Source organism: Desulfocicer niacini (assembly GCF_054657595.1).
Map to the genome: position 1 here is coordinate 48,882 of NZ_BAAHYK010000005.1, position 18,059 is coordinate 66,940.

Annotated in this window: 16 protein-coding genes; 14 read left to right on the plus strand and 2 right to left on the minus strand. The window is 47.6% G+C overall.

Annotation, left to right across the window (positions count from 1 at the left end):
* Window positions 1-116 precede the first annotated feature (116 nt).
* Window positions 117-1,112 carry a TRAP transporter substrate-binding protein gene (locus ACYQ2M_RS03645; protein WP_459914958.1) on the minus strand — a complete coding sequence of 332 codons (996 nt, stop codon included), beginning with the start codon at window positions 1,110-1,112 and terminating at the stop codon, window positions 117-119.
* 922 nt (window positions 1,113-2,034) lie between these two features.
* Between ACYQ2M_RS03645 and ACYQ2M_RS03650 the strand changes: the two genes are divergently transcribed.
* The 12 genes from ACYQ2M_RS03650 (at window position 2,035) to ACYQ2M_RS03705 (ending at window position 15,532) form a co-directional block, all read left to right on the plus strand.
* Complete coding sequence (locus ACYQ2M_RS03650) at window positions 2,035-2,709, plus strand: TetR/AcrR family transcriptional regulator (RefSeq protein ID WP_459914959.1); 675 nt, start codon at window positions 2,035-2,037, stop codon at window positions 2,707-2,709.
* A gap of 181 nt (window positions 2,710-2,890) precedes the next feature.
* Window positions 2,891-3,571: a GntR family transcriptional regulator gene (locus ACYQ2M_RS03655; RefSeq protein WP_459914960.1), complete on the plus strand. Its 681-nt coding sequence runs from the start codon at window positions 2,891-2,893 to the stop codon at window positions 3,569-3,571.
* A gap of 407 nt (window positions 3,572-3,978) precedes the next feature.
* Window positions 3,979-4,896 carry a malate dehydrogenase gene (locus tag ACYQ2M_RS03660; protein ID WP_459914961.1) on the plus strand — a complete coding sequence of 306 codons (918 nt, stop codon included), beginning with the start codon at window positions 3,979-3,981 and terminating at the stop codon, window positions 4,894-4,896.
* 315 nt (window positions 4,897-5,211) lie between these two features.
* Window positions 5,212-7,332 (plus strand): oxidoreductase, encoded by a 2,121-nt coding sequence (locus tag ACYQ2M_RS03665; protein ID WP_459914962.1) that lies wholly within the window; start codon window positions 5,212-5,214, stop codon window positions 7,330-7,332.
* Window positions 7,333-7,542: 210 nt separating this feature from the next.
* Window positions 7,543-8,604 carry a TRAP transporter substrate-binding protein gene (locus ACYQ2M_RS03670; RefSeq protein WP_459914963.1) on the plus strand — a complete coding sequence of 354 codons (1,062 nt, stop codon included), beginning with the start codon at window positions 7,543-7,545 and terminating at the stop codon, window positions 8,602-8,604.
* Window positions 8,605-8,829: 225 nt separating this feature from the next.
* Complete coding sequence (locus tag ACYQ2M_RS03675) at window positions 8,830-9,303, plus strand: TRAP transporter small permease (protein ID WP_459914964.1); 474 nt, start codon at window positions 8,830-8,832, stop codon at window positions 9,301-9,303.
* On the plus strand, window positions 9,300-10,601 hold the full coding sequence (locus ACYQ2M_RS03680; RefSeq protein WP_459914965.1) for a TRAP transporter large permease: 1,302 nt from the start codon (window positions 9,300-9,302) through the stop codon (window positions 10,599-10,601). Before ACYQ2M_RS03675 ends, ACYQ2M_RS03680 begins: the two co-directional genes overlap by 4 nt.
* A gap of 91 nt (window positions 10,602-10,692) precedes the next feature.
* Window positions 10,693-12,360, plus strand: a complete 1,668-nt coding sequence (locus ACYQ2M_RS03685) for an AMP-binding protein (protein WP_459914966.1) — start codon at window positions 10,693-10,695, stop codon at window positions 12,358-12,360.
* Window positions 12,361-12,547: 187 nt separating this feature from the next.
* Window positions 12,548-13,105, plus strand: coding sequence for a 2-oxoacid:acceptor oxidoreductase family protein (locus ACYQ2M_RS03690; protein WP_459914967.1), 558 nt, complete (start codon window positions 12,548-12,550; stop codon window positions 13,103-13,105).
* On the plus strand, window positions 13,096-13,410 hold the full coding sequence (locus ACYQ2M_RS03695; protein ID WP_459914968.1) for a 4Fe-4S binding protein: 315 nt from the start codon (window positions 13,096-13,098) through the stop codon (window positions 13,408-13,410). Before ACYQ2M_RS03690 ends, ACYQ2M_RS03695 begins: the two co-directional genes overlap by 10 nt.
* Window positions 13,391-14,584 (plus strand): pyruvate synthase subunit PorA, encoded by a 1,194-nt coding sequence (locus ACYQ2M_RS03700; RefSeq protein ID WP_459914969.1) that lies wholly within the window; start codon window positions 13,391-13,393, stop codon window positions 14,582-14,584. Before ACYQ2M_RS03695 ends, ACYQ2M_RS03700 begins: the two co-directional genes overlap by 20 nt.
* Window positions 14,585-14,602: 18 nt before the next feature.
* Window positions 14,603-15,532 carry a thiamine pyrophosphate-dependent enzyme gene (locus ACYQ2M_RS03705; RefSeq protein WP_459914970.1) on the plus strand — a complete coding sequence of 310 codons (930 nt, stop codon included), beginning with the start codon at window positions 14,603-14,605 and terminating at the stop codon, window positions 15,530-15,532.
* Between the two features lie 478 nt (window positions 15,533-16,010).
* Here ACYQ2M_RS03705 and ACYQ2M_RS03710 read toward each other — a convergent pair whose 3' ends face one another.
* The gene (locus ACYQ2M_RS03710; RefSeq protein ID WP_459914971.1) at window positions 16,011-16,265 is read right to left on the minus strand and encodes a helix-turn-helix domain-containing protein; all 255 of its coding nucleotides are present in this window, start codon (window positions 16,263-16,265) and stop codon (window positions 16,011-16,013) included.
* A gap of 322 nt (window positions 16,266-16,587) precedes the next feature.
* On the opposite strand from ACYQ2M_RS03710, the gene phoU reads away from it, so the two are divergent.
* Window positions 16,588-17,235 (plus strand): phosphate signaling complex protein PhoU, encoded by a 648-nt coding sequence (gene phoU / locus ACYQ2M_RS03715; protein ID WP_459914972.1) that lies wholly within the window; start codon window positions 16,588-16,590, stop codon window positions 17,233-17,235.
* Between the two features lie 91 nt (window positions 17,236-17,326).
* Complete coding sequence (locus ACYQ2M_RS03720; protein WP_459914973.1) at window positions 17,327-18,013, plus strand: response regulator; 687 nt, start codon at window positions 17,327-17,329, stop codon at window positions 18,011-18,013.
* The last annotated feature ends 46 nt before the right edge of the window (window positions 18,014-18,059 follow it).

Genomic DNA, 18,059 nt, shown 5'->3' on the forward strand with positions numbered 1-18,059 from the left:
TATGATGTGGTTTGGGATCATACGCCGCAGTCCGGCCCGTCATCGCCATCAGACTGCGGTTTTACAGGGGAAAACGCCAGGTACATATTTGTTCCTGGAGGATTTCCCGTCAACCCTTATAATTTAGAGGTAAAATCTACGATCTTGTCCAGCCACTCTTTTCCAATTTCCGGCTCAAGTTCTTTCCATACCTGCATTTGACTTTCCTTGAATTTTGCCATCTCTTCAGCTGGCAGTTGGATCACTTCAACTCCCTTGGCCGTCAAAGAGGAATCCATTTTATCGTCCAGGGCCATGTCTTCTGCCCGTTCCCTGGCCAGATTTTTAGCAATACTGGCCATGATGACATCCCTGGTTTCAGCTTGAAGGCTCTGGTACCATTTTTCGTTAACCACCATGAAAGTAAGGCCCAGCATATGATTGGTGCGGGTAAAATACTTGCACAGGTCTGCCAGCCTCAAATCGGTGACAAAGGCCGTATGATCGGTGCCTTCCACAACACCCTGCTTGATGGAGGGGAATACATCCGCCCAGGCCAGGGGGACAGGATTAACGCCCATGGCATTCCAGAACGCCACGGGATAACGGGCCTGGGTGGTTCTCATTTTCATCTGCTTAAGATCAACAAGTTTTCTAACGGGCTTGGTGGTGGCCATACCGTAGGAACCAAAATAGGTGACATCCACCACACGAATTCCCTTGTCCAGCATGGAGGTGAAAAGTTCGTCCCGCAGGGCCTTGTTTTCCAGGAGCGCATTCCATTTTTTGTAGGAATCCATGCAGTAAGCCAGGGTTCCGATACCAAATTTGGAACTGAGATCTGGCGCGTAATTACCCGTCATGAATCCGCCCTGGAGCATCCCCATCTTGACTTTTTTAACAATTTCAATGGTGCTGCCCATCTGGGAGCTGTGAAAAAACTTGGTTGTTACAATGTCCTTTGCATTCTTGTTGAGATCTTCTTCAATCCACTGTCCGCAGCACACAGCCGGTTCGTTCGGAGGGGCGAAATGTGCAAATTTAAAGGGCACCGGTTTGGCCCATGCCATACTGCCAGAAATCATCAGGATAATTAACAGAGACACGCTCAAAAAATTTTGTCTGTTCCTCATTGGTTTTCCTCCGCTTGCTTACACGTTAACTGCAAAATTAGGGTGGATGGGGCATAAGCCATGAACCTTTTAATCTATTCACAGCATCAAAACTATTTTACGAAGTTGCCTTTTAAGAACCTTTCGCCGGGGAAGGTTACAGGATGCCTGGATTCTTCATCGCTGATTTCCAGTTGGTTTTGACAAGAAAATCAGGGCATCGTTTATTTCTACTTTACACTTTCACTGGGTGGATCCCCATTTTTCAAAGCCAATCTTTAAACAGTGTAAAGTGTTTTTGATGGCATATGTAAGGATGCCAAAATCAGCGCTTCTTTTCAGTGACGACTTGCCTGGCTAGAAATCTCACGGGATTGAAAATGAATTATTTAGAACGAACGATTTATTTTTCAATACCTGGTTTTTTTCTGCTTGTCAATGAATTTAATTCAACAAAAAACAGATAGTATGCTAAATTAAAAGTACCCTTCTCCATGCCGCAAAAGAATCCTTATTTATATGAAAATTTTAAAAAAAATGTTATGATAAGAAAGAAAAATGCTTTTATTTCAGGAATGATAATAACGTGGGCCTATCTTGTCATGGCAATTTGAAAGATTCCATGTGGCATGGAAATAAAATTCTGATCACAAGTGGCTCACGTTATAATCAAGGAACAAAGAACAATCGTTTCATGGAAAAAAGGTTGTGTTATGAAGATGAATTTAGCATTATTTGAATTAATTAGATCGTTCGATATACATTGGTATGAGTATACTGTATACTGTATACCGTATACCTATTCAGTTTGCCGACACCGAAAACGGTGAAAAAAGGCAATATGCCCCCCGAAATCCCACATATGCGGACCGGCAGGGCAGCTGGCGGCAATGTTGCTTTGAAAACCACTCCATGGAGTGTTAACCCACAGGAAAAACCACCCATGAGCATAGATTTTGCGTCTCTTAAAAAAAGCTGGGACGGCCACATCAATGAGTTGATCAACGTCACGGCAAAAAAAACCGATGTCATTGAAAAAAAACACGAACAGATTGTTGCAGGTGCACTCAAGGTGTTTTTGGAAAAAGGATATCATCCGGCTACAATTCGGGAAATTTCCGAAGCAGCCGGCATGTCCCTTGGGCAATTGTACCACTATGTCTCTTCAAAGGACGATGTGCTTTTTTTAATTCAAAGGCACCTTCAGATTGGATTTTTAAGCCATATGAACAAAATTGAAGAGCCGGAAAAAGGTGAGGATTCCGTACAATTACTTCTTAAGTCCCTGGGGCATGCCGTCATGTATCTGGTAGAGCACCGCAAGCAGTTTCAATTTATATACACTGAATCAAAGTACCTGAATAAAAGACATCTTCAGGTGGTGCTGCAGATGGATGACAGAAATATAGTTCAGTACTGGCGGAAACTGCTTGACGACATCAGGAGGACAAAAAATATCTCCATTGATATTGATCTTTCAGCCAATTTAATCGCCTACCTGACGGTTTTCATCCCCATGAGAGGATGGAACTTAAAGAACCGATCCTTGGAGGAACAAAAAGAGATTGTGATTGATTTTATCATGAAGGGAATCGGCTTAGATAATCCCGGAAGATAATCACAACGTCGGCCATTACAGGGTGGCTCAGTTAATCGATAGACCCGGCAATGATGATTCGCCATCATCATTACTGGCATAACAGGGATTGAACTTGACAAAATCGGTTGGCATTGATAAGTCACATAATTATTGAAGTACCGTATACAAAGTGCATCATAACTTGAAAAAAGGTGTAAGCATGGTCATTGGAAAATCAAACAAACTTGTCATAGAGCAGCCATCACCCATACGTAAACAGGTTTACGAACACTTGAGAGACCAGATCCTGGAGAATATCATTGAACCGGGAAGTCGTCTGGTAGAGGCTCAGATCGCCAAAGCCCTTGGTATTTCCAGAACGCCGGTTCGAGAGGCGCTTCATATTCTGGAAAAAGATGGTTTTATAGACTCCATCCCCAGGGTGGGTTACCGGGTCAGAGAATTGGTACTTGACGAACTGGAAGAAATTTTTGAAATCCGTAAAGTAAATGAGCTTTTGGCCTGCAGTTGGGCTATAAGGAAGATTACCCCCGAAACCATCAAAGCCCTTGAAAAGAATCTTAAATTGACTGCACAGGCGTTAAAGAATGATCAACCGGAAACCTTTCTTGAACTTGATCAGGAATTCCACGAGATGCTTGTGCTTGCCAGCGGCAGCCAGCATTTGACAGATCTTTGTCAGCAACTCCGACGATTGATGCTTCGATATCGCATGGACAGTATTAAGAGCACGGAAACTGTGGAAAAAGCCCTTAAAGGCCACACAGCCATCTTAAATGCCCTTAAGGAAAAAGATGAAAAAGCATTGATGGATGCCCTTGTATCCCACCTTCACTACTCCAAACTGGACATCCAGGAAAAGGGAAAATCCGACTCGTAAAACGTCCCATACCGGTCTTTGAAAATATACGCCGGTATTGGGGTATTTCGGAAGTTAAAAAAAAACTTGACAACGCACCTGGGATACCGTACACAATATAAAAGATAAAAATTTATGACTGCATTCCATGCGGTGGCATTTATCTGCAAATTACCGGAATTACTAAAGCTTAACAAAACATAAATGTACGAGGGGTCCAGGCGGGAGAAACCTTTTTTTGATTTTTTTTCTGGGGTACCGTACACAATATAGCAGATCATTCCAGGAAAATTGTACGAAAGCATGGGATAACGCCCGCATCTTCAGAATGAAAAATAAATAAAATTACTGGACCTGGATCAGGTATCCGTCACCCCGGGAAACCAGATAAAAAAAATTTCTACGCCTTGAAAATTAGGAGATAAAACATGAAAATTACCGTCATTGGAGCTGCTGGATGTGTTGGATCATGTGCCGCATTTTATATTGCAGCAAGGGGACTTGCCGATGAGATGGTTCTGCTTGGTGGAAAGCGCCAGAACGTATTAAAGCAGCACGCAATGGATCTGAGTACAGCTGTCTCCCATCTGGATGTCAAGGTTTATGCAGGTCAGTTTCCCGACATGGCAGGATCAGACATTGTCATTAATTGTGCAGGAGCCGCCCAGGGCGTGATAGCAGACCGCATGGAGATGCTTCCCAAGAATGTGGGCATCATTCAAAAGATAACTGCCCAAATCATGAAGTACTGCCCCGATGCCATTGTTATCACCGCCAGCAATCCCCCAGGGCCTTTGAATGTGGCCACACAGATGGCTTCGGGCATTGATCGCATGAAACTCATCGGCTATTCCACCAACGACTCCTTTCGTTTCAGGGAAATGCTGGCCAGGGAATTTAATGCCAGCGTAAGTCAGGTGGAGGGCGTTGTCATCGGCGAACACGGCAGCACCCAGGTGATGCTCTTCAGTTCCGCAAGAATTGATGGAAAATCCGTAACGATGACGGAAACCATCAAACAAAACATTCGAGGGGAAGTACCCCACATCCTGAGACGATTTGAAGAACTGAAATCCGGCCGTACCGCCGGATGGACTTGCGCCATAGGCCTTGCAGACATTGTTGAGGCCATCACCGCTGACACGAAAAAAATGATTCCCGTATCCGTGATTCTGGATGGCGAATACGGCCACAGCGGTCTGAGCATGACGGTTCCTGCCATCATAGGCAAAGGCGGAGTACAGGAAATACTGGAATATGAGCTGGCAGAGGATGAAAAGCAAGGACTTAAAATAACTACAGATACATTAAAAACAGCCGTTGAAACGGTAATAGCCGGTTTTTAGCACGACAGCGACATTTTCATGATCAATTCTGTTTTTGATCTTATTCTAAAAAGTGTTGAGCAGCCCATAAATATCTTTTACTCGACGATCAATGGGAAGGGGTCAAATTTGCGTTATGGGCATTATCGGCGGCGTTTGGGGTTCGCCCCGTATTTAGTCGATAACACCAATAACAGATCCTCTTTTCGCAAAATCAGTAGAAAAAACTTGATCATCGAGTTTTAAAGATTCGATTCTGGATAAATTATGGGGTTTGATCATAATATGCGAAATGTCGCTGTGGCATCAGGACATCGCTAACAAGGAGATATATATATGTCATCACGATTTTCAAAACTTCTGGAACCTGGAATGATCGGCCCCGTAAAAGTGAAAAACCGCATCATTAAAACGGCCAACGGAACCTCCTTTATGGAGGATGACCAGACCTGCGGACCCCGCATGGTGGCTTATTACGAAAGGCTTGCCAAAGGGGGAACGGGGTTTCTTGTGGTGGAATCGTGTGGAACAGAGTACCCCCTTGGTATCCAGCACATCCACTACCATGACGACGGCACCTACGATGGAGTACAGCTTCATTTTGACGATGACAGGCTTATCCCGGGATTTAAAATCCTCACGGAGAGGGTTCATCAATATGGGTGCAAGGTATCCATTCAGTTTCAGCACGCAGGCCCCTGGAATCCCACCGGGCTTCTGCCAAGAGACCCTGCCATCCGTGACGTTAAATGTGCATCGGCCATGACCCAGGAAGAGCTGCCGGGACCGGATTTCCTTCCCTGCCGGGCCATGACCAGAGATGAGATTGAAGAACAGATTGACCTGTGGGCATCCGCCGCGGAAAGGGCCTGGAAGGCAGGGTTTGATGCCTGCGAAATAAACCACGGCACCTGTCACCAGGGAAATACCTTTCTGTCCCGGGTATGGAACAAGAGAGATGATGAGTATGGCCCCCAGAGTTATGAAAACCGTACCCGGTTCCTGCGCCGCTGCATAGAAGAGGCAAAAAAACGTACCGGAGCAGAATTTGCCGTGCACACCCTCTTTAACATTGCAGAATACAACCATCCCCTTGCAACAAGCATTGAGGAGGGGGCGGAAATGGCAAAACTCATAGCCGAAGTGGCCGACGGCATCAATTGCCGGGCCGAACGTTACGGCCACCGTGGGGGGCTCCTCCAGCCCGATCGTATCCTGTTTCCCGAGGTTCCCGACGATCTTCCAAAGGGGCTTGACTGGAGCCGTAAAGGCAAGGGCGCAACAGTTCCCCTGGTGGAAGCGGTTAAACGAAAAGGTGTAAAAATTCCCGTGTGGACCGCCTGCCGGCTGGACCCTGTCCTTGGAGAGGCGTTTTTGCAGAAGGGAAGCCTCGACTTTGTGGGTATGACCCGTCGTCTTCTGGCTGACCCGGAACTTCCCAATAAAGTGATGGAAAATCGTTTGGAGGATATTCGATGGTGCAACGGCTGTCTGCACTGCTTTGACATGCGAAATCGCAATAAAAAACTGGAATGCCGCACCAATCCCACACTGGGGCGGGAAATTATGCCCGAATTCATGCAAACCCCCGCGCAAAAGAAAAAAAAGGTGATGATTATCGGTGGCGGTCCATCAGGCATGGAAGCGGCCCGGGTGGCAGCCCGCAGGGGACATGAGGTGACACTTTACGAAAAAGGCGCCTTTCTTGGAGGGCTCATCCGCCTGGCAGCCATTGTCAAAGACCTGGAAACAGAAGATCTCATTCTTTTTGTCAACTACCTTGAAACCCAGTTGAAAAAAGAGGGGGTCACCGTTCACATGAAAAAAGAGGTGACAAAGGATCTTGTTAAAAAAGAACGTCCCGATGTGGTGATTGTGGCAGCCGGTCCGGAACATGCCACCTTTGATCTTCCGGGGGGAGATACCTCCAAGGTGCTCAAGGCCGGAGATATGCATGAGCAGCTTAAATTCTTTCTCAAATTTTTCAGCTCCGCCCAGATGGAGAAGCTTTCCAAGCTCTACATGCCGGTGGGGAAAAAAGTGGTAATCCTCGGGGGAACACTCCACGGCTGTGAACTTGCTGAATTCCTAACCAAACGTGGCAGAGATGTGACCATAGTCCACAATGGTCCCAAAGAGGAGCTTGGGGATAAAATCACCGTGGACGATCTGGATAATCTGTGGCCATGGCTGAAGCAGAGAGGGGTACCCATATGGTCCGACGTTAAATATGAAAAAGTCACCGAAGATGGCCTGCAGATCCAGCTTAAAGATCAGAGAAGATATGTGATCAAGGCCAGACATATCATCGACACACAGGATCTTATCCCTAATTCAGCCATGTTTGATGCCTTGAAGGACATTGTTCCCGAGGTCTACAACATCGGCAGTTCAAGGGAACCGGGATTGATTGTGGATGCCATCCGAGAAGGTGCAAGGATCGGATATGCCATATAACTGCCACGGGCGGACCTTACTGTGACCATGGTTCGTCCACAACCAAATAGAAAATAATTGGGGTGGGTCCAGCAAATGTGACGGGTGGTCATGCTGTGACCAGTCCCCTGAACATGCCGCTCGTTGGTAGCTCTGCTGAAGAACAACCGCAAAATCATGACAGTTCATGATTATAAACAATACCCAGGAACAAGAAAAGGAGTGCCGGAAATGAGAAAACAATCATCGCTTTCTGTTTGCTTAGTGTGCTTTATTGTTGCATTTGGTTTATTCACGGGAGCTGAGGTCGTCACAGCCAAAACGGTTAATCTCACCTACAACTGTTTTTTTCCTCCCACGGTGATCCAGAGCAAGCTTGCCGAATCCTGGTGTAAGGCAGTGGAAAAAAAGACCAACGGTGAAGTTAAAATTGCCTATTATCCCGGCTGCGCGCTCATCAGCTCCAACCAGACCTTTGAAGGGATTGAAAAGGGCATTGCAGACATTGGTTTTTCCGTTCTTCAATATACCAGGGGTCGATTTCCCCTGATGGACTTCATCAATCTTCCCCTGGGCTACCCCAGCGGTCCTGTGGCCACGGCTATTTTAAACGAGGTGTATGATAAATTTCAACCCAAAGAACTTGACAGTGTCAAAGTGCTTTACCTGCACGGCCATGGCCCCGGAGTGATTCATACCAAGGGTAAGGCCATCCGCACCATGGACGATCTTAAGGGCCTTAAAATCCGCTCCCACGGCCCGACGGCGGAAATGGTCAAGGCCCTTGGCGGCACACCCATTGCCCTGCCCATGCCCGAGCTTTACCAGGCCCTTCAGAAAGGTGTTGTGGATGGCGGCGTATGGGATTTTTCCGCAAGCTATGACTGGAAACTGGCAGAGGTTATCAGTAATTCCACCGCCAGTTATTCCACCGGCTATTCCCTTGGTTTTTTCGTTGTCATGAACAAATCAAAATGGGAGGCGCTGTCTCCCCAGGCCCAGGAAGCCATCACAAAACTCAACCAGGAGTGGACAATTAAACACGGCCAGGCATGGAGTGCAGCAGATGCCCAGGCCATGAGCTTTTCATTGAACCTTGGCAAGGATCTCATCGGTCTTGATCCCAGGGAAGCTGAAAAATGGAGTAAGGCCGTACAGCCGGTGGTGGATGCATGGCTTGCAGATACTAAATCAAAAAACCTTCCCGGTGAAGATGTGCTCAAGTTTGTCAAAAAACGGCTTAAGGATGCTGAAAAGGGTAAATTCAAGAGTATATATATGGCTGCTGAATAACGGCCTCTCCAGGAGAGCCCGGAACCCTGCTCCTCCTGCAACCAAGCCTGAAAGTTCCGCCTTGCTTACCGTGCTTTCAGGCCCCATAAAGACCGGATTTTTACAAACCTGACCCCGTGATAAAAACCTTATGCTCCCGGAGCTTGTCAATGCCGGAAAACGAAATCATTGCGTGAAATAAAACCGGATAAACATCTTTTTCACATTAACAAATGGTGTCCATCAATGAAAATGATTCAACTTATATCGCTTTTCTTAAACAAACTGGCCGGCATATTGCTGTTGGGAATGATGCTGTTGACCTGTGCCGATGTGGTTGGCGGGGTATTTAACTATCCCGTACTCGGAGCGGAAGAGCTGACCGCCCTGATGGCGGCGGTACTGCTTGGCTTTGCCCTGCCGTCGGCCCACAGGGACAAGGCAAATGTCGGGGTGGAACTGCTTTATCTCAAATTTCCTGCTCCCATGAAATGGATCAATGACTGCATGATCACCCTGGTGGGTGGTGTTTTGTTCGCACTTATCACCTGGCAGTGCTTTTCCTATGCCAATGAACTCAGGATCTCCCATGAGGTCTCAATGACACTGCAGTTTCCCACCTATATCCTTGTGTTTTGCATCTCTTTTGCCATGTTCATGCTGACCCTTGTAATGGCCATGGAACTGTTTTACCTGGCGTTTAAAAAGGAGTCTCTATGAGCCAATTCATGATAACCGGCTACGTGGGGATATTTCTGCTGCTGGCACTTTTCTTCACCCGTATGCCTGTGGCCTATGTCATGGCACTGGTGGGATTTTTAGGTTATAGTTTTCTGACCAACATCAATGCAGGTCTCATGATACTCTCCCGGGATATCTACTCGGTGTTTTCATCATACAGCCTGACCCTTATCCCTTTGTTTGTTTTCATGGGATATGTTGCCTTTTATGCCGGTACCAGTAGTCGCCTTTACGATGTGGCCAATAAATTTTTAGGACGGGTGGAAGGAGGCCTCTCCATGGCCACCATCGGTGCCTGCACGGCCTTTGGGGCCATCTGCGGTTCTGCCACGGCAACGGCTGCCACCATGGGCACCATTGCTCTGCCCGAGATGAAACGATATAAATATGGCCCGGAAATCTCCACGGGGTGCGTGGCCGCCGGCGGCACCCTGGGTAGCCTAATGCCCCCTTCCGTGGTGTTGATCATCTACGGCATATCCACCCAGCAATCCATCGGTAAACTCTTTATTGCCGGTATTTTTCCCGCTTTTTTCATCATGGTCCTGTTCTTTTTTGCCATCAGCATCTATTGCAAGTTAAAACCTGGTCAGGCCCCTCCCGGTGAAAAATTCACCATCAAAGAGATGGTCCTTTCTCTTTTGGACCTGTGGGAAACCATTCTGGTGTTTCTGTTTGTAATGGGCGGCATGTTTTTCGGATTTTTTACCCCCACCAAGGCAGGTGCCGTGGGCTCCATGGCCATTCTGATCATCGTCATGGTTCAGAAAAAACTGGACTGGAAAGGACTCTGGATGGCCATCCATGAAACCCTGAGAATCTCGTGCATGGTGCTGATGCTCATCACCGGCGCCACCATCTTCGGTCATTTTTTGGCATTGAGTCGGATTCCCATGGAAACGGCGGGCATGGTCTCTACTCTCACCTGGCCCTCCTGGTCCATCATGACCCTTATCTGCATCGTTTACATCATCGGGGGTTGTTTTATTGATTCCCTGGCCCTGATCATGTTGACCATCCCCATTTTCTATCCCATTGTCGTCAATCTTGGATACGATCCCATATGGTTCGGCATCATTATTGTTCTGCTTTCCCAGATGGGTATTATCACCCCGCCTGTGGGTATAAACGTTTACGTGGTAAGTGCCATTGCCAAACAGCCCATCACCGTTGTCTTCCGGGGAATCACCCCCTTTTTGATCGCATTGATTGTGGGAACGGGCTTTATGATTGCGTTTCCGGTAATTGTCACCTTTCTGCCGGACATGGTGCGTTAGTCAAGAGACAAACGTTTAAAATTGCACCTAAAAATTGCAAGCCCTATGTGACCCCAACAGTGCTTTACTTTTATTTTTTAAGGAAAAACGAATGGTTCACTTATTGGAAGGCGTTACACCTTATCGGAAAGAGGATGTTGAAACCTACACCAGAAAAGGCTGGTGGCGGGGTATGACCCTGGGTGACCTGCTGGACAGGGCTGCAGCCATGCAGCCAGACAAGGAGGCGGTGGTGGATGATATCGCCCGTCTAACCTATGGGGAAATAAGGGAAAAAGTCGATCGTCTGGCCGCCGGAATGATGGCGCTGGGCATCAACCCCCTGGATCGGGTTATGATCCAGCTGCCCAACTGGCACGAGTTTGTTTTCGCCTATTTTGCCTGCCAGAAAATCGGTGCGGTCACCGTGCTTTTAATTGACCGGTATCGTCAGTTTGAAATCAATCACCTGGTGGAACTTAGCGGGGCAGTTGCCTGGATCGTACCGGTTAAATACAAAAAAACAGATTATCAGCCCATCATCAACGATGTGCTCCAGAAGCATCCCGGGATTAAAAATGTCATCACCGTCCGGGGGGAAATCAACAAACCCGGATTCTCCAATATCGAGGCGCTGATTGCCGAAAATCCCATCACCTCACCTGTGAAAGAGGCCATCAAAGCGCGGAATCCTCATCCCATGCAGGTGGCTCATATGGGCCCAACAGGGGGTACCACGGGAAGTCCCAAAATCGTCCCCCGCATCCACAACAGTCTTGCCTGTGGTGTGGAGCATTGTTCCATGTCCTGGGACCAGCATACCGAAGACATTAATTTAATCGCCGGTCCCATAGGCCATGACCTCTCTTTTACCAAGGGGTTTCTGGGCAGCATCATCACCATGGGAAAAATAATATTCCTTGATAAAACAGACAATGAATCCATCTGTGCCATCATAGAAAGGGAAAAAATAACGGCCATCATATGGGTTCCCACCCTGGCCCAGCGCATGCTTCAATACAATGAGCTTGACAGATTTAACTTAAGCTCCCTTAAAAAAATGCACAGCGCGGGGGGGGCAAGTCACCCTGAAATGGTCAGGGAAGTGATGGAAAAGCTGCAGATGAAATTCTACAATGGCTATGGTGGTACAGAGGGCATGACCTGCATCACCCGTTCAGTGGACGACTATGATACCATCTGCTGTACCGTGGGCCGTCCCACTTTTCCCCATGATATTTACAAGGTTGTTGACCCCATGGGAAAAGAGATGCCGCCTGGGGAACCCGGAGAACTTGTCATCAAAGGGCCCTGCGTATTTTCAGGGTATTATAACAACCCGGAAGAGAACACCAGAAACTTTGACAGGGACGGCTTTTTCCGCACCGGTGACATCGCCCGTATCAGTGAAAAGGGATATATTACCCTGACCGGAAGGTTAAAGGAGATGATCAACCGGGCAGGCGAGAGCATTAGTGCCACCGTCATTGAGCGGCTCATCCAGAAACACCCGGATGTGGCAGTGGTGGCAGTAATCCCTATGCCAGATCCCCTCATGGGAGAACGGGCATGTGCCTATGTCCAGCCCGTGGAGGGGAAAAAACTTGCCTTTGAGGATATCATCCGCTTTTTAAAGGAACAGAAAGCATCTGTTTTGGAACTTCCGGAACGTATTGAATTTGTAACGGAAATGCCTTTAACCAAAGCGGACAAACTGAACAAAAAACAGTTGGTTGATGATATCAGGAAAAAACTGGCAGTGGAACAGCAATACGGTTGAAATGGGTATAAATCATTCTGCTTTTGAACAATTGTCCGCGATGATTCATTATTAAAAGAAATGAAAACCAGTGAATGCAACTTTCAGGCAATATTATGCTTGACACAATGCATGAATTTCCATTACCATAAGATTTATTGGGGTACCGCATACCAGTATTTCAGAAACACAACACAAAGAGGTGAAAATGTCAGGAAAAGAGATCCGATTTCACGGAAGGGGGGGCCAGGGCGCAGTAATGGCGGCGAAAATGCTGGCATCGGCCATGGCTGTGGAGGGAAAACATGTAGCCAGTTTTCCCATGTACGGTTTTGAACGGCGCGGAATGCCGGTCATTGCTTTTACAAGATTCAATGACGAAATCATCCGGGAAAAGACCCAAATATACACCCCCGACTGCCTCATGGTCATTGATCCGACACTGCTGGGACTTGAAAATCTCTTCACAGGCTTGAAAACCGGTGGTGTTTTAATATTAAACAGTGCCAGCCCCCTTGAGAAACAGCCGTCTGAGAACCTTGAACGGGTGGGGCGTATCAATGCCACAGAAGTTGCGCTTTGTGAAATCGGCCGGGATATTCCCAACACATGCCTGATTGGTGCCCTTGCCAAAACCACGGGCTGGCTGTCTCTGGGCTCCATTGTCAAAGGCATGGAAGATTACCTGAGCGGATCAATATTAAAAAAGAACATCCGCAATGCCGAACGGGGTTACAACGAAGTGGAGGTGCAGACATGGGCATAACAATCAAACAGGAAGGCTGCATATTTGAAACCGAAGCCAGCTGGTCCTATGCCAATAAAAATCTTCTCTGTCTTCACACAGGAGAGTGGCGAACTGAACGACCGGTGGTGGATACCGCTGTGTGCAATGCCTGCGGTATCTGCGTCACCTTTTGTCCCCCCCAGTGCATGGTGGACGACGGTGATTTTTACAAGGCAAACCTTGAATTTTGCAAGGGGTGCGGTGTTTGTGCCAAAGAGTGCCCCAAGGGTGCAATAACCATGAAATCCGAAGGAGATTACGCCAATGAGTGCCCCAGTGAATAAAAGTACAACCAAGGTGATCACCGGTAATGCCGCTGCGGCCTATGGTGCCATGCTCTGCCGCCCCGATGTGGTGGCAGCCTACCCCATCACCCCCCAGAGCGAAGTCATTGAGCAGCTTGCAAAATTCCATGCCGATGGCGTGATGGACACGGAATACGTCACCGTTGAGGGCGAAAACTCCGCCCAAAATGTGGTGTGCGGTGCCTCCATGGCTGGCGGAAGAACCTTTACGGCAACATCTTCATACGGCCTTGTTTACATGTACGATGCCATGTTCAACACGGCAGGATACAGGGCCCCGGTGGTGATGATCAACGTGAACCGTGAACCCCCGGGCATCCATGCCGTCTGTTCAGGTCAACAGGACATGATATCCGTTCGCGACACCGGCTGGGTTCAGCTCATCGCCGAAACCGGCCAGGAGATCCTGGATCTCACCATTCAGGCATACCGGCTTGCAGAGGATTATGATATACAGCTGCCCGTGATTATCAATTATGACGGCTATTATTTGTCCTTCCTGGCCGAAGCCGTGAATATTCCGGCCATAGAAGAGGTTGATCAATACCTCTCCGTTCTAAAGACCCAGCCCCGTCGTCCCACCCTGATTCCCGGCGAAGCCATCGGGTGCGGCAGCCATGGGCTCGGCATGGGATTTGTGGAACTCAGAAAAAAACACATGGCTGCCATGGACCGGGTCATCTCCCTTGTGGACACCATTGATGAGGAGTTCGGAAAGGCCTTTGGCCGCACCTACGGCGGACAGATAGAATGCTACCGCACCGAAGATGCCGATTGTGTTCTGGTAACCTCGGGAAGTGCAGTGGGGACGGCCCGCACCATCATTGATGCCAAACGCGAGCAGGGCATGAAAGTGGGGCTTGTAAAACTTCGCCTTTATCGCCCCTTCCCCATCACCCGTCTGGCCGAAGCCCTGAAGGGCATGAAAGCCATCGGTGTTCTGGATCGCAGCCTGTGCTTTGGATGGGGATGCGGCCCGCTTTACATGGAAACCAAGGCGATCTCATCTAAAATCGGCGATGTCCCCATGTTGAGTTTCATTGACGGCCTTGCCAATATGGATATCACTAAAGAGCATATCGGTCGCATGGTCGATGATATTTATAACGCATCCCAGGGAAATTCCTACGAGGAAGTCACCTGGTTACCATAGGGAAAACGAGGGCATAACATGGAAACAAAAGAGAAAAAAAGACCCAAAGTATTTGATTACTTTGAAAGTGAGGATCAATTTGCAGGGGGCGTGGCATTCTGCGCCGGCTGTGCCCTGGAACTCAACGCCCGGTTTGTTTCCCAGGTGATGGGCAAAAACACCGTTCTGGTGGGCACGCCCTCCTGTTCGGCACCGGTACTCAACGGCCAGAACATCGCGGCCTGGCACAAGATGGGACACTATGCCTGCACCATGACCGGTGTGGCATCCAGCGCCACGGGCCTTGTCAGATATTATGAAAGAGCCGGTATTGATGCCAACGTGGTCTGCTTCACCGGTGACGGCTGTGCCCAGGACATCGGGTTTCAGACCCTGAGCGGTGCTGCCGAACGAAACGAAAAGATGATCTACATCTGCTATGACAATGAAGGATACATGAACACCGGTATCCAGCGAAGCAGCGCCACCCCCTTTGGTGCTTCCACCAGCACCACACCGGCGGGGAAAAAGAGCCAGGGCAAAACCACAGGCTCCAAGAACATGCCCCTTGTCATGTCCATGCATGACATTCCCTATGTGGCCACGGCAACCCTGAGCCACCTGGAGGACTACGCCAAAAAATTGACCAAAGCCAAGGAGATGTCCAAAAAAGGTTTTGTCTATCTCCATGTCTTCTGCCCCTGCCTTGTGGGCTGGAAGATTCCCATGGATAGCTCCATACAGGTATGCCGTGCCGCCGTCCGGAGTAACTACTTTCCACTGTGGGAATCAGTTGAAGGAAAATTTACGATGACCCACACGGTTAAAAAACCCAAACCGGTTCAGGAGATGACGAATCTTTTGGGCAAATACAAACACTTAAATGATGAGAACATGGCCATTCTTCAAGGACAGGTGGATAAAAGATATAACACCCTCAAGGCCCTGTGCGACGGTATGGGAGCCTAATCCCAAGAATATCCACATTGTATTTAAAAAAAAGGCACCTTGTATTTCACTCCCGTTGCCGATGCTTTTTTATAAACCGACGTCTGCGGTTTATCTTTTGCGAAAAAAGCTGGCATGAAATAGAGGGTGCTTTTTTTAACCCTCCCATTGCAAAGCCCGGTTTTGTCTCCCCAATGAATTTCAACCTTCTCTTGTTTTGCTCTTTTGGCAATAGTTGGATATTTTTCTTTCCGCCAGGTGCCAACTGCTTAGGGGTTCTGCTTGTAAGCCTTTTCCTAAGGGGTTTTTGAGGAGTGACTCCCCACCGAAGCAAGTATTCACCGACGGTTCGAATGGGCATATTCACTGAAAAAGCTCTTTGATCAGCTGCTGAACTGCAACTCGGGCCCAGAATGCAAAGGGAAACTTTAACTGGTCAGGCCATTTATCCATGATAGCTCTTTGGATTTCATTCTCTTGGGAATGAGGATAATGTTTTTCAATTTCCCACAGTCCTGCCACGTTTTTTGATTTTAAGGGCTTGCACACCTTCTTTTTGATATCGTTTGTACCAGCTACAAATAGTTGTGAGGTAGGCTTTAAGAATTGTAGCAATTTCTTTATAGGTTTTACCGGATTCTTTAAGACGAATTGCTGTATTTCGAAGTACCTGTTGAGCCTCTGAGCTTAGTTTTCTTGCGTCTCTTTTTTTCATAAAAAAAATATAGCACAATGCGTTAAAAATTTTGAGCAATTTAATTCCCGAATTAATATGACTGGTTTCTTTTCATGGGTGGATAGCCAATTGGCCCGGGCTGTTGAAAAGTACCCCATGTTGTGGTCAAGCCCGTCAGACAAGATTTTTATCAGGCATGGTATTGTGCCTGGTTACAATTTGAGCAGATTTAATTCACTCTTAACAGAATCATAACAAAATTCTAACATAGCAGGCATATACTCTCGCTTACAATGAATCTAATGGGGTTTACTCGGAGTCATGTTTGGTCAATTTTTGGTGTCAAAAGATAATTGACGTAGATTTTGTAATGTAAAAATTCAGTTAAGGAGGAAAATATATGGCAGGACATTTGCATAATGAAATAGAAAAAATAAAAAAAAGGCTTTTGGCTCTGGGGACCATGGTGGAAGATCGCCTTCAACAGGCCATGCATGCCATTAAAACCGCTGATATCCACCTGGCCCGGAAGATTATTGAAACGGATGTCGAAATTGATCAGCGGGAAATAGAATTGGAAGAGGAATGTCTGAAAATACTGGCATTGTACCAGCCCGTTGCCACGGATCTGCGGTTTTTGGTGGCGGTTATCAAGATCAATAATGATCTGGAGCGAATTGCCGATTATGCGGCCAATATAGCAAGGCGGTTTGAAACCTCTTCCCAGGCCCCTGACAAGTTCAAGTATGACTATACTGCCATGGCCAATCAGGTGGCAAAGATGCTGAAACTGAGCCTGGATGCACTGGTCAGATGGAATGTGGACATGGCCTGTGATGTCCGGAATATGGACAAACAGGTCAATCACATGCGAAATGAGGCCTATGATTCCATGAAAAAAGATATCCAGAAACATCCGGAGATGGTAAGTGAAATCATTAACATGTACCTGATTTCAAGGCACCTGGAGCGCATAGGAGATCACAGCACCAATATTGCTGAAGAGGTGATTTATCTTATTGAAGGCGAGATTATCCGGCATACCTGATCCCATTGGATCGCCAATTGTGACAGGTGCCCCATGTTGTGAGCAGGTCCGATCTTTATTTACAGCTGATTAAACAACAGGAAGAGATGAAATGGCAAAAGAAACCATTCTGATTGTGGACGATGAAGAAGACATCCTTGAATTGATTAAATATAATTTAACCCATGAAGGCTATGTTATCTTGACGGCCAAAACCGGGGAAGATGCCATTAAAATAGCCACACAGTCCCGTCCGGATCTCATTGTACTGGACCTGATGCTTCCGGGCATTGACGGTCTTGAGGTTACCCGTCACCTGAGACGTCAAAGCCTTACCCAGGATTTACCCATTGTAATGCTCACAGCCAAGGGAGAAGAGACTGACATCGTTGCCGGGCTGGAACTGGGAGCCAATGATTATATTGCCAAACCCTTCAGTCCCAAGGTGCTCATCGCACGTATCCGGGCCATCCTTCGCCGTCGAGTAAAAAATGCCTTAGATGCCCAGGATATTAGACAGGAGGGAGATATCATCATTGATCGAAAAAGGCATGTCATCACCCTTGCGGGGGAGGCGATGGATCTGACCCGTTCTGAGTTTGAACTGCTGTCCTTTCTGGCAGACAAAAAAGGCTGGGTGTTTACCCGCAATCAGATTGTTGATGCCATCCATGGGGATAATTATGCCGTTACGGAAAGAAGTGTGGACGTCATTGTTGTGGGGTTGCGGAAAAAACTGAAAAACCATGCCTCGGTCATTGAAACCGTCCGGGGCGTGGGATACCGTTTTCGGGAATGATTCATAAAACAAGCGATATCCTGAAAAAATCCAGAGCCCAGAACCC

Bases quoted from the DNA above. Each gene is read 5' to 3' on its own strand.
- ACYQ2M_RS03695 (WP_459914968.1), top strand. From the start codon at position 13,096: ATGGGCATAACAATCAAACAGGAAGGCTGCATATTTGAAACCGAAGCC.
- ACYQ2M_RS03650 (WP_459914959.1), top strand. From the start codon at position 2,035: ATGAGCATAGATTTTGCGTCTCTTAAAAAAAGCTGGGACGGCCACATC.
- ACYQ2M_RS03705 (WP_459914970.1), top strand. From the start codon at position 14,603: ATGGAAACAAAAGAGAAAAAAAGACCCAAAGTATTTGATTACTTTGAA.
- ACYQ2M_RS03660 (WP_459914961.1), top strand. From the start codon at position 3,979: ATGAAAATTACCGTCATTGGAGCTGCTGGATGTGTTGGATCATGTGCC.
- ACYQ2M_RS03680 (WP_459914965.1), top strand. From the start codon at position 9,300: ATGAGCCAATTCATGATAACCGGCTACGTGGGGATATTTCTGCTGCTG.
- ACYQ2M_RS03645 (WP_459914958.1), bottom strand. From the start codon at position 1,112: ATGAGGAACAGACAAAATTTTTTGAGCGTGTCTCTGTTAATTATCCTG.
- ACYQ2M_RS03685 (WP_459914966.1), top strand. From the start codon at position 10,693: ATGGTTCACTTATTGGAAGGCGTTACACCTTATCGGAAAGAGGATGTT.
- ACYQ2M_RS03665 (WP_459914962.1), top strand. From the start codon at position 5,212: ATGTCATCACGATTTTCAAAACTTCTGGAACCTGGAATGATCGGCCCC.
- ACYQ2M_RS03675 (WP_459914964.1), top strand. From the start codon at position 8,830: ATGAAAATGATTCAACTTATATCGCTTTTCTTAAACAAACTGGCCGGC.
- ACYQ2M_RS03720 (WP_459914973.1), top strand. From the start codon at position 17,327: ATGGCAAAAGAAACCATTCTGATTGTGGACGATGAAGAAGACATCCTT.
- ACYQ2M_RS03700 (WP_459914969.1), top strand. From the start codon at position 13,391: ATGAGTGCCCCAGTGAATAAAAGTACAACCAAGGTGATCACCGGTAAT.
- ACYQ2M_RS03690 (WP_459914967.1), top strand. From the start codon at position 12,548: ATGTCAGGAAAAGAGATCCGATTTCACGGAAGGGGGGGCCAGGGCGCA.
- ACYQ2M_RS03655 (WP_459914960.1), top strand. From the start codon at position 2,891: ATGGTCATTGGAAAATCAAACAAACTTGTCATAGAGCAGCCATCACCC.
- phoU (WP_459914972.1), top strand. From the start codon at position 16,588: ATGGCAGGACATTTGCATAATGAAATAGAAAAAATAAAAAAAAGGCTT.
- ACYQ2M_RS03670 (WP_459914963.1), top strand. From the start codon at position 7,543: ATGAGAAAACAATCATCGCTTTCTGTTTGCTTAGTGTGCTTTATTGTT.